The sequence below is a fragment of the Bacteroides sp. An51A genome, assembly GCF_002161565.1.
GTDB lineage: Bacteria > Bacteroidota > Bacteroidia > Bacteroidales > Bacteroidaceae > Phocaeicola > Phocaeicola intestinalis.
The window spans coordinates 47,886-60,254 of sequence record NZ_NFIC01000008.1 but is presented as its reverse complement, the minus strand read 5'-3'; the positions used below and the strand labels follow the sequence as shown (position 1 = coordinate 60,254).

Genomic DNA, 12,369 nt, shown 5'->3' with positions numbered 1-12,369 from the left:
ATGAAAGTAACAAAACTCACATATTATTTCCTTTGCATCATCTTGGCAACCTCACTCTTGGCTAGTTGCCAGATAGGGAAACATTATTCACGTCCCGAACTGAACCTGCCCCATACCCTGGACAGTCTTAGCGTAGACACCGCTTCAATAGGTGACTACGCCTGGGAAAAAATCTATACCGACACGACCCTGCAGGCACTGATACGCAAAACACTGACCTACAACAAGGACATGCTGATAGCTGCCTCACGGGTGAAGGAGTTGGCAGCACGTAAGCGCATTGCCATCGGAGATATGCTGCCCCAAATCGGACTGCGCGTCTACGCCGAGCGTGAACGGGAAAACTATGGTGGCAATCACTATTCACAAGACGATGAATTCGACCTGAAAGGTACCATGAGCTGGGAAATTGACCTTTGGGGTAAACTGCGTTGGGCTAAAGACAAAAGCGTAGCCGACCTCATCGGGTCAATAGAAAACCAACGGGCATTGAAAATGAGCCTGGTAGCCGAAGTGGCACAAACCTACTTCGAACTGGTGGCCCTCGACAATGAACTTGCCATCGTGCGCCAAACCGTAGATGCGCGACGCGAAAGTCTCCACCTGGCACGCATCCGCTACGAAGGAGGACTGACTTCAGAAACCGCCTTCCGGCAAGCACAAGTGGAATTGGCACGTACAGCCACACTGGTTCCCGACCTGGAACGTCAGATTACGTTAAAAGAAAACGACATAGCTTTCCTGACCGGCGACTATCCACACCACATCCGGCGCACAGCATTGCCCGAAGACGTATTGTTGCCAGCCAGTCTGCCTGTAGGGCTGCCGTCCAGCCTATTGGAACGCCGCCCCGACATCCGCGAAGCAGAACAGGCACTGATAGCAGCCAATACCGAGGTAGGTATTGCCTTCACCAGCCTGTTCCCCAGTCTGACCTTGAATGCCAGCTACGGAGGCGAGAGCGATGTGCTCAGCGAACTGCTGAAATCTCCCTGGCACCTGCTCAGTGCCAACCTACTACAACCGGTCTTCAGTTGGGGTAAGAACCGTGCCCGACTGAAAGCACAAAAAGCCGCTTTGGAAGGAGCTACCCAAGCCTATGAGAAAGTAGTGCTCAACGCTTTTAAAGAAGCCTACAATGCCATTGCCGACTTCAACAAAAGCAAGGAAATCTATGAAACCCGCCTCCGCTTGGAACAAGCATCGAAAAGTACCCTCGATCTCGCTCAGCTGCAATACATCAATGGTGTGATCGGCTATATGGACCTGCTGGATGCACAGCGTGGTTATCTTAATGCGCAAATCGGACTTAGCAATGCTGTACGTGACAAGCAAATCACCGTTGTCCGCCTATACAAAGCATTAGGAGGTGGATGGAAAAACTGACATTATACTTCCGCAGCATTTATTGATGCATTTTGTCGATGTCATTATAGAAGGTGTATCAAAATGAAAGTTGATTTTTATTTTGATACACCCTCATCATCTCTACGGAAACGGTGTGAAAGGTTCAAGGAAATGCAACACTATAAATGCCTCCTCAAACGAACATAAGTGATACGACTGACTTACTTATGTGAAACGCCCAAGTTACTTATGTGAAACACCCAACTCACTTATGTTCATCAAAAGGCATGCTTCAATCAATGCCTCTGAAATGCAGACAAAAACAAAGCCTCAAAAATTTTAAAGAACAAAGCCGGAACCTCCTCGCGGAGACCCCGACTCGCTTTCATCAAACAACCAATAAGGAAATTAGAGGTAAATTTAATGATATTATCTAATGAATAACAGCTCTCTATATTTAGGCAGCGTCCACATCTGATCGTCTACTATCAGTTCCAATTTGTCGATGTGGTAACGTATCTGTTCCAGCATCGGCGCAATGGTGTCATGGTAAGCCACGGCCTTTTCACGCTCGTCCACAATTTTATTTGCCACTTTACGCGCTTCTATCATCGTATCCACGTGCTCTTTGATATAAGACGTATGCTCCGAAATCTTCCGGATGATGGCAACGTTCTCGGCAGAAAGCTTCTCTGCCTCTTCAGCTGGAAACAGTCCCTTCATCTTGTACACATTATCTATCAGCTTGCTTTGGTATTCGATGGCGACCGGCACCACATGGTTCATCACCAAATCGCCTAATACACGTGCCTCAATCTGAATCTTCTTTGTATACGTTTCCCATTTCACTTCGTTACGCGCCTCCAGTTCTTTCTGTGTCATCACACCCTGCGACTCGAACATCTTCACCGAAGCAGGTGTCAGATACTGGTCGAAAATAACCGGACAACTGGTTTCGCAATCCAGGCCGCGACGTGCCGCTTCCGCTTTCCACTCTTCACTGTAGCCATTACCGTCAAAACGGATAGGCTTCGAAGCCTTGATATATTCACGGATAACCTGAATGAGGGCGGACACTTTCGGTTCACCTTTTTCTATAAGTTCGTCTACCTTTTGTTTAAACTCTACCAGCTGCTCTGCCACGGCAGTATTCAATGCAATCATTGCGCTGGCACAGTTAGCCTCCGAGCCTACCGCACGGAACTCGAAACGGTTGCCCGTAAAAGCAAAGGGGGAAGTACGGTTACGGTCGGTATTATCAATCAGCAATTCGGGAATCTGCGGGATGTCCAGTTTCATGCCGTGCTTGCCGCCAAGAGCTATCAAGTCATCGGTCGAGCTTTCCTCCATGTGATCAAGTACTTTGCTAAGCTGTGTGCCGAGGAAAGAAGAGATAATGGCAGGAGGTGCTTCGTTGGCTCCCAAACGATGGGCATTCGTAGCGCTCATGATAGAGGCCTTCAGCAAACCGTTGTGACGGTACACCGCCATCAGTGTGTTGACAATAAAAGTTATAAAGCGCAAGTTCTCCTCGGGAGTCTTACCTGGTGCCATCAGCAATACACCTGTATCAGTCCCCAATGACCAGTTGTTGTGCTTACCCGAACCATTTACTCCCTTGAAGGGTTTTTCATGAAGCAGCACACGGAATCCATGCGTACGTGCCACTTTACGCATCAGCGACATAATCAGCATGTTATGGTCTACGGCAAGGTTGCACTCCTCAAAGATAGGTGCCAGTTCAAACTGGTTGGGAGCCACTTCATTATGACGGGTCTTGACGGGTATTCCCAGTTCTAATGCCTGAATTTCCAAATCTTTCATAAAAGCAGCCACGCGGGTCGGGATGGCACCGAAATAATGGTCTTCCAGCTGTTGGTTCTTCGAAGCCTCGTGTCCCATCAACGTACGCCCGGTCAGCAATAAATCGGGTCGTGCGGCATACAAGCCTTCATCTACCAGGAAATATTCCTGCTCCCATCCCAGGTATGCCGAAACTTTCTTCACATTCGGATCGAAATAATGGCATACATCTACCGCTGCCTTATTGACGGCACGCAGTGCTTTCAACAACGGAGCCTTATAGTCAAGCGATTCGCCCGTATAAGCGATGAACACGGTAGGGATACACAAGGTGTCGTCTACCACAAATACCGGCGACGAGGGATCCCACGCACTATAACCACGCGCCTCGAAAGTATTACGGATACCGCCATTAGGGAACGAAGAAGCATCCGGTTCCTGCTGTACCAGCAATTTTCCGGAAAACTCTTCCATCATACCTCCCTTGCCATCGTGTTCCACAAAGGCATCGTGCTTCTCTGCAGTCCCTTCCGTAAGCGGTTGGAACCAGTGTGTATAGTGAGTAGCCCCTAATTCGCTTGCCCACTGTTTCATTCCTGCTGCTACAGCATCGGCAATGCTGCGGTCTAGTGTCGCGCCGTTATCCATTGCATCTACCAGCTTCTCGTACACTTTGCTGGGAAGATACTTAAACATCTTTTCCCGATTGAACACGTATTTCCCGAAATATTCACTCGGGCGCTCCTTTGGAGCCGGTACATCAAAAGGCTTCGCCTGGAATGCCTTTTCTACTACCCTGAATCTTAAAGTTGACATAATACCTCAATAATTAGTTGTTATTTGTTCACATATTTCTATATAATCAAATCTTTTTGAAACGAAATTCAATTATATAACATCTTTTTGTCTGATGCAAAAGTAAGGCTTTTCATTCATATACTCCCCCTCTACGAAGTCATATTTTCATTTATTTTATCAGAACCTTTCAATTTGAAATAAAACCGCAACATTCTGTTATCAATTTCACACAAACGAAGTCGATTTTATTACTTTCACAAACAAAGGGACTGTTTTGAATTTCCACAAAAAGTTTTTTGGGCTTGATGTGTTCGTTTCGTGTGTGTTGGGCGATAAATTCAAAACAGTTTCTAAGACATACTTAAATTTAATGAATCTGCATGTCCGCAATTAGCCAATCCGATTGAGTTGAAAACGCAGTAGTACTTCATTTGCCGATGAAGTATATATCCGTAGGCGGATGGAGATATATTCAAACGCAGATGCAGTATATATTCATTTTCCAGGGGTATGTATTGGCTGTTTGCGGAATTCATAATTCAAAACTGTTTTTCAAAAACAGTTCCTCATCTATTTCTCAATTACGTTTTCGTAATTTACCCAGTATCTTGCTTTTTTGTATTATCTTTGCCCCCAAATTTGAACTACTAAATTAAAATGAAAAAGAAACGACTGCTTATTGGAGGAAGCATCCTGTTCCTAATCCTAGCCTCAGGCATCATAACAGGATATGCCTGCCTAATGAACCAACCGCTGGGAATTGAAAAATCCACTTTCTTATATATAGACAATGATGACAACATAGACTCTGTATGCTATAAATTGGAACACAGGCTGCATGCACGCAGGCTGACAGGATTTCGCCTGCTGGCATTCCAAAGTGATTATACCAACCACATCCACTCGGGAGCCTATCTGTTTACTCCAGAAGCACGTACGTGGCAAATCTTCCGGACGTTACAAGCTGGAAACCAAACGCCTGTATCGGTCACTATCCCCAGCGTGCGCACCATCGGAAAACTATGCCAATCTATTTCACACCAATTGATGATGGATTCGACCGCAATTGCCAGCCTCCTGACAGACAGTACATATTGTGCCAGTTTGGGATATAACGCTTATACCCTGCCTGCCCTATTTATTCCAAACACCTATGAAGTATATTGGAACACCAGTTGCAAAGATTTCATAAAACGCATGCAGAAAGAACATCAACGGTTCTGGAATGAAAAACGCACGGCACAGGCAAAAGCTATCGGACTTACCCCGACTGAGGTAAGTACCCTTGCATCCATCGTAGACGAAGAAACGGCTAACCAAGCAGAAAAACCGATAGTGGCAGGACTGTACATTAACCGGCTGAAAGCAAACATGCTGCTTCAAGCAGACCCTACTGTTAAATTCGGATTACAGGAATTTGGATTACGCCGCATTCTATACAAACATCTGGAGACCGACAGCCCGTATAATACCTATATATATAAAGGACTTCCTCCTGGTCCTATCCGCATTCCCAGCATACAAGGATTGGAAAGTGTATTAAACTATTCACATCACGACTATCTGTACATGTGTGCCAAAGAAGATTTTTCGGGTACGCACAATTTTGCCCGTACCATGAGCCAGCACCTTGCCAATGCCCGACGTTATCAACAGGCATTGAACCGAAGGAATATCCGGTAAACTTGAGCGGATTGTCTTAAATAATCATTACTTTTGCATCACATTTTCAATAATTACAATATGAATTGGAAAAAACTAACTTTATGGCTGGCAGCAGGTTGCCTATCATTGCCCGCTATTGCCCAACAAACAGACACCACCCTCACCTACCGCATCGAAGCAAGCGGCAATCTGTCGGATGGTACGTATGCACCGCTCTGGTTCACAGCCAACCGGTATGGGCTATCCAGCCAGAAACCAAACAGTGGCTACATCCGAGCCGGACTACATTACGGAAAAAAACTGAACCGCCACTGGCGCATCGAAGCAGGACTTGACCTGGCAGGTGCCGCCAATCAAGTTTCCGGTTTTGTTATACAACAAGCGTACGCCGACATCGCGTGGAAATTCCTGCGCCTCAGCATCGGAAGCAAAGAGCGCCCGGGTTTCCCACTTACAAAAAATGAAAGACTGAGCAGCGGCATGATGGTAGAAGGACCGAATGCCCGACCAGTTCCGCAAGTCAGAATAGACATCCCCGAATATGTCACCATCCCTGGTACGGGCAATTGGCTTGCCTTAAAGGGGCATCTTGCTTACGGAGCGTTTACCGACTGGAACTGGCAGGAAGATTTCGCAGCTCCCGAGACCAATTGGGGCAAACATATCCTGTATCACAGCAAGTCGTTGATGTTCCGCATCGGGAACCGTGAAAAGTTTCCGGTAGAGTTCGAACTGGGACTGCTGATGGCTGCACAGTTTGCCGGAGCACAAATGCTGAAGAATGCCGATGGAAGCAGTACGGTCTCTGTAGACATGCCCGGCGGACTGAAAAGTTTCTTTAAGGCATTCATCCCAATGAGCGGAGGAAGCGACACACCTTGGGGCGATCAAGTAAACGTAGAAGGCAACCACTTGGGAAGCTGGAATTTTGCCTTGACCTATTACTTGAATGACTGGCGGTTCCGTGCTTACTTAGACCATTATTTCGATGACCATTCGCAAATGGTATGGCAATACGGACGATGGAAAGACGGACAGCTAGGCATCGAAATAGACCTGCCGAAGAATCGTTGGTTAAGCGCAATTGTATGGGAAACCATGTCGACCAAACAGCAGACCGGCCCGCTACTGTATGACGAATTTGCCGGAACACTGGGTTATCAAGTCAGTGCATCCGATAATTATTACAACAACTATTGCTATCAGGCATGGCAGCACTGGGGACAAGGTATGGGAAATCCTTTCCTTCCGGGGCCTATTTATAATAAAGACGGAGAAATCACTTTCAAGAGCAACCGCGTGCGTGCCCAGCATTTAGGCATCGAAGGCGACCCAAGCGAGGAATGGAACTGGCGCATACTGATATCGTTTGCACGCCATTGGGGAACCTACCAAACACCGCTGGACAAACAACGCAAACAGTTCAGTTCGCTTTATGAAGCAACTTACAGTCCCCGCTGGGCTACAGGCTGGAGCGCTTCCATAGGATTAGGGCTTGACCGTGGAAACTATTTGGGAAACTCTACAGGAGGTATCCTGACAATCCGGAAAACAGGAAAGATATTTTAAGTTTGTGAGTTTTTAAGTTTTGATTGTTAATATGAAAGCCATACATTTATTAATTGCGATGTGTTTCTTCGCCTTGTTCGCTTCTTGCGAGAAAAAGCCTATTGACGAAAACATCGAAGGCATGTGGAAATTGGAACAGTTTACCACCCTTGACGATGGCATTGTCCACCGTGACTGCCAGCGCATCTTTTATAGCATCCAATTACAGATTGTACAGATAGCTGAAAAGCAATGCACGCACAAATACGGCACATTCGTCGGACATTTTTACCTGAACGAAGACCATAGCCAGGCAACCATGAAAGATTTCCGTTTCCGTGAATCAACCGGCGACAGCGGTGAAGATGTTCCAGTAGAGCGGCTGCTTCCTTTCGGCATCAACTCACTTGAAACGACCTTCGATGTTTTGAAAGCCGACGGGAAACACCTCGTCCTCCAGTCAGATTACGCCAAACTGGAATTTATCAGTTTCTGATGAACCCCAATAAACAGACTCTAAACGCGCAGGAAAAAGCATCCGATGACTTCATGGCTTGAGGCTTTTTCCTGCGTTTTTCGGTATGTCTGCGAACGGCAAATTAGTGCTGAAAAGAAAAATTATCCTTTTATCCACAATTTCTTACCCTTCCATCCCCAATTTTAGATTCCGAATTTGCTTGCACATTCCAGATTTTTCTTATCTTTGCAACAAACTAATACATCCAACTAATATATCCAATAATGAAAAACAGTAAAGAACTTATGAACCGCGCAGCCGATAACATCCGTATCTTGGCTGCTTCAATGGTAGAAAAAGCTAAATCCGGACACCCGGGTGGCGCTATGGGTGGTGCAGACTTTGTAAATGTACTCTTCTCTGAGTTTTTAGTTTACGACCCTGAAAATCCCCGTTGGGAAGGCAGAGACCGCTTCTTCCTTGACCCAGGACACATGTCGCCGATGCTGTACTCTGTACTGGCGTTGACTGGCAAATTCACCATGGACGAATTGCAACAATTCCGTCAATGGGGAAGCCCTACTCCAGGACATCCTGAAGTAGACGTCATGAGAGGCATCGAAAACACTTCCGGCCCGCTGGGACAAGGACACACATTCGCTGTAGGTGCCGCCATCGCAGCCAAATTCCTGAAAGCACGTTTAGGCGATGTAATGAACCAAACGATTTATGCTTACATCTCAGACGGAGGTGTACAAGAAGAAATCTCGCAAGGCTCGGGACGTATCGCCGGACACTTGGGACTGGACAACTTGATTATGTTCTACGACTCGAACGATATCCAGCTGTCTACCGAATGTAAAGACGTAACAGACGAAGATGTAGCCAAGAAATACGAGGCATGGGGCTGGAAAGTCATTACAATCAATGGGAATGACGCTGACGAAATCCGTGCCGCATTGACCGAAGCAAAAGCCGTAACAGGTCAGCCTACCTTGATTATCGGTAAGACCATCATGGGTAAGGGGGCACGTAAGGCAGACAACAGCAGCTACGAACACAACTGCGCTACACACGGCGCGCCGTTGGGAGGTGACGCTTACACCAATACCGTCAAGAACTTGGGTGGCAATCCGGAACAACCGTTCCAAATCTTCCCGGAAGTAGCGGAACTTTACGCAAAACGCCGCGAAGAACTGAAAGCCATCGTAGGCGAACGCTATGCGGCTAAAGCAGAATGGGCAAAGGCTAATCCGGAACTGGCTGCCAAGATGGAATACTGGTTCTCTGGCAAAGCTCCTCAAGTAAACTGGGACGCTATCCAGCAAAAAGCAGGTTCGGCTACACGTGGTGCTTCGGCTACTGTGCTCGGCACATTGGCAGAACAAGTAGAAAACATGGTTTGCGCATCTGCCGACTTGTCTAACTCTGATAAGACCGACGGTTTCTTGAAAAAGACACATGCCTTTACGAAAAACGACTTCAGCGGCGCATTCTTCCAAGCAGGTGTATCAGAATTGACCATGGCATGCTGCTGCATCGGTATGGCATTGCACGGAGGCGTTATCCCCGCATGCGGTACCTTCTTTGTATTCTCCGACTACATGAAACCAGCTGTACGTATGGCTGCCCTGATGGAAACTCCTGTGAAGTTCATTTGGACACACGACGCATTCCGTGTAGGCGAAGACGGACCTACTCATGAACCGGTAGAACAAGAAGCACAAATCCGCTTGATGGAGAAACTGAAAAACCACAAGGGACACAACTCAATGTTGGTTCTCCGCCCGGCAGATTGCGAAGAGACTACTCAGGCATGGAAGCTGGCAATGGAAAACACGACCACTCCTACTGCACTGATTTTCTCTCGCCAGAATATTGCCAACCTGCCCGAAGGAAACGATTATACCCAGACAGCCAAAGGCGCTTATGTCGTAGCCGGCTCTGACGAAAACCCGGATGTTATCCTGCTGGCTTCAGGTTCGGAAGTATCTACTTTGGTAGCCGGAACTGAACTACTCCGTAAAGATGGCATCAAGGTGCGTATCGTTTCTGTTCCTTCGGAAGGACTGTTCCGCAGCCAAAGCAAAGAATATCAGGACAGCGTCCTTCCTGCCGGAGTAAAGAAATTCGGTCTGACAGCCGGACTGCCTGTAAATCTGCTTGGACTGGTAGGCACTGACGGAAAGATTTGGGGATTGGAATCATTCGGTTTCTCGGCTCCGTACAAGGTTTTGGACGAAAAGCTGGGCTTCACAGCCGAAAACGTATACAACCAAGTAAAAGCCATGTTCTAATATGAAACTGATAGGATTGGCTTCCGACCATGCCGGCTTTGCATTGAAACAATATGTAAAGCAATGGCTCGAAGCAAAAGGTTGGGAATATAAAGACTTCGGCACATATACTGCCGACAGTTGCGACTACGCAGACTTTGCACACCCGTTGGCACTTGCCGTAGAAGCGGGCGAATGTTATCCGGGTATTGCAATCTGTGGCAGCGGAGAAGGCATCAGCATGACTCTGAACAAACATCAGGGCATACGTGCCGCACTTTGCTGGATTCCGGAGATTTCCCACTTGGCACGCCAGCATAATGATGCCAACGTTTTGGTAATGCCTGGACGTTTCATTGACAACGAGATGGCGGACAAAATTATGACCGAATTCTTCAACACAGCTTTTGAAGGAGGACGTCACCAAAAACGCATCGATAAAATGCCGGTCCACTAACCGGTACCTTTTAAAAATGCGGATTAACGCAGGCTTTCGCAGCATAGAATAACTAACTGCCCAATCTGCGTTAATCCGCATTTTATTTAGAAGCCCATTTTATTTAGAAGCTTCTCTTTTCATATTATTTATAGCAAAATTCAGCCTTTTTTTCGTTTTCTTCCTATATTTGTCCTTCTAAATAGAATCAAATCAATAAATCATTATGAAAAAACTACTGCTCATCCTTTTGATATGTTTGCCTCTGACAGGCATTGCTAAGGATAAAAACGACAACTCAAATCCAAAGTACCTGGCAGGAGCCGTAACCCTGACCGATGGGAAAGTGACTTTCACCAAAGAAATCAAAGCACCCGGACTCTCGAAACAGGAAATCTACAATCAACTTCTAGACTGGGCTACGAACCGGTTTAAACCCGATGGAAAACTAAACAGTTTTGTAGCCTATACCAACGAAGAAGCTGGAGAAATCGCCGTACAAGCTGAAGAATACATTGTATTTTCTTCTTCCGCATTGTCACTCGACCGCACACGTATTTACTATCAATTTCTGATTTATGCCAAAGAAGGTATTTGCGACCTTGAAATGACACGTATCCGCTATTGGTATGACGAAGCCCGTGATGGAGGTGAAAAATATACTGCAGAAGAATGGATTACAGACGATATGGCTTTAAACAAGAAACAAACGAAACTGGCTCCGATATGTGGAAAGTTCAGAAGAGAAACCATCGACCTGAAAGACCAACTCTTCCAGCAGGTAACCGATGCTTTAGGACAAAAGCTTCTGGGTACGCAAACAACTGCAAACGTACAACAACCTGCCACTCTCTCTACACAACAGCCCACTCTTTCTGCTACAGGTGAACTGAAAACAGTGAGCATAGACCGGCTTCCTTCCAACTTGAATGAGCTGGCCACCCAAGGACGTATCACTCTGACTGCTGAAAACGGAGAAACCATTGACATCCAAACTGAAAGCTGGAGTGGACTGGGACAAATGTTGGGAAAGAATGTTGCCTATATTTTATTCGACCAAAGCCGCATCGCAGCCAACGCATTGATGGGACAAAACACGACCTACAAAGTTTCATTCTACTTCAACCAAAGCACACAGCCTTCGATAATTATTACTTGCAAAAAAGCGATGGCGCAACCAATGACTGCAAATGAATTGAAATCGCTCAACCAAACTGTCGATGCATCTAAACAATATACAATGTATATCGGTGAAATTACTCAAATTGAAATGAGATAACAAACTCCCTAAATTTCCAAAAGAGGATAGGATGTACACTCGCAAAGAGTAACATCCTATCCTCTTTTTTATTGCTTGCTGCCCATCTTACTGCCATCCGAAAAAACTTGTTTATAGCTTTTTACTACCGTAACAACATAGACAAACAGGTGACTATAGATTGTATAGACCTATCAAACGCCGGAGTACTGTATCTTCTTGTCTACACACAGATAACTTCGTCTGGTATAAAATTAATAATCTTGCAGCGGATGGACCTATATGCGCTTGCCACTGCAACTATATCCGCGGGCTTCTGCAACCGGCTGCGTCTTGTTATGATTCTATCCGGAAAGGCAGTAGTCAGTAAGCATTGGTTCGAATGCTTACAAAATTTCATCAGGCAATTCAGAAACTGTTTTGAATTTATCGTGCGATGATTTGGGATAAGTTTTTGAGGCATTTCCGTTTGTGTAATGAGGAAGATAACGGCTATCTGACGAAGAATACAATCAGACTGCGATAAGGGTGTGCCAACGACATGAACCGCCTGTAAATCACCTTGCTGTAACAGATGGAAAGCTGTACGAAAAAGAACACGCAGACCAAAGTAGTCAAAATATCCACCGCGTAATCCCAGACCGGGTGCTTCTCCAGATAGAAATCACGCATTACCTCGTCAGTCAGGAAGTAAAGCAACATGTAGAGCACATAAGTGATGAACGTCAGCAGCAGCCGGCTCCGGAGTGTGTCGAACCAAAATTTCATATCATCTGTATTT

9 protein-coding genes are annotated in these 12,369 nt (G+C 46.2%); 7 read left to right on the top strand and 2 right to left on the bottom strand.

Going from position 1 to position 12,369, the window contains the following annotated elements; all coding sequences use genetic code 11:
- Positions 1 to 1,386: an efflux transporter outer membrane subunit gene (locus tag B5G04_RS15540; RefSeq protein WP_087398036.1), complete on the top strand. Its 1,386-nt coding sequence runs from the start codon at positions 1 to 3 to the stop codon at positions 1,384 to 1,386.
- Between the two features lie 390 nt (positions 1,387 to 1,776).
- Here the strand turns inward: B5G04_RS15540 and B5G04_RS15535 are convergent, their stop codons facing one another.
- Complete coding sequence (locus tag B5G04_RS15535; RefSeq protein ID WP_022040729.1) at positions 1,777 to 3,966, bottom strand: glutamine synthetase III; 2,190 nt, start codon at positions 3,964 to 3,966, stop codon at positions 1,777 to 1,779.
- A gap of 639 nt (positions 3,967 to 4,605) precedes the next feature.
- Between B5G04_RS15535 and mltG the strand changes: the two genes are divergently transcribed.
- The 6 genes from mltG to B5G04_RS15500 all read left to right on the top strand — a co-directional run bounded on the left by mltG (position 4,606) and on the right by B5G04_RS15500 (position 11,609).
- Positions 4,606 to 5,631: an endolytic transglycosylase MltG gene (mltG, locus tag B5G04_RS15525; RefSeq protein ID WP_022040731.1), complete on the top strand. Its 1,026-nt coding sequence runs from the start codon at positions 4,606 to 4,608 to the stop codon at positions 5,629 to 5,631.
- A gap of 60 nt (positions 5,632 to 5,691) precedes the next feature.
- Positions 5,692 to 7,182 (top strand): capsule assembly Wzi family protein, encoded by a 1,491-nt coding sequence (locus tag B5G04_RS15520; protein ID WP_087397982.1) that lies wholly within the window; start codon positions 5,692 to 5,694, stop codon positions 7,180 to 7,182.
- 31 nt (positions 7,183 to 7,213) lie between these two features.
- Positions 7,214 to 7,657 (top strand): lipocalin-like domain-containing protein, encoded by a 444-nt coding sequence (locus B5G04_RS15515; protein WP_022040733.1) that lies wholly within the window; start codon positions 7,214 to 7,216, stop codon positions 7,655 to 7,657.
- A 245-nt stretch (positions 7,658 to 7,902) separates the two neighbouring features.
- Entirely contained in the window at positions 7,903 to 9,915 is a 2,013-nt protein-coding gene (locus B5G04_RS15510) for a transketolase (protein WP_087397980.1), read from the top strand.
- A gap of 1 nt (position 9,916) precedes the next feature.
- Positions 9,917 to 10,351 (top strand): ribose 5-phosphate isomerase B, encoded by a 435-nt coding sequence (rpiB, locus tag B5G04_RS15505; protein WP_022040735.1) that lies wholly within the window; start codon positions 9,917 to 9,919, stop codon positions 10,349 to 10,351.
- A gap of 205 nt (positions 10,352 to 10,556) precedes the next feature.
- Positions 10,557 to 11,609 (top strand): DUF4468 domain-containing protein, encoded by a 1,053-nt coding sequence (locus B5G04_RS15500; RefSeq protein WP_087247266.1) that lies wholly within the window; start codon positions 10,557 to 10,559, stop codon positions 11,607 to 11,609.
- Between the two features lie 471 nt (positions 11,610 to 12,080).
- Here B5G04_RS15500 and B5G04_RS15490 read toward each other — a convergent pair whose 3' ends face one another.
- Entirely contained in the window at positions 12,081 to 12,356 is a 276-nt protein-coding gene (locus tag B5G04_RS15490) for a hypothetical protein (protein ID WP_087397978.1), read from the bottom strand.
- Between the last annotated feature and the right edge of the window lie 13 nt (positions 12,357 to 12,369).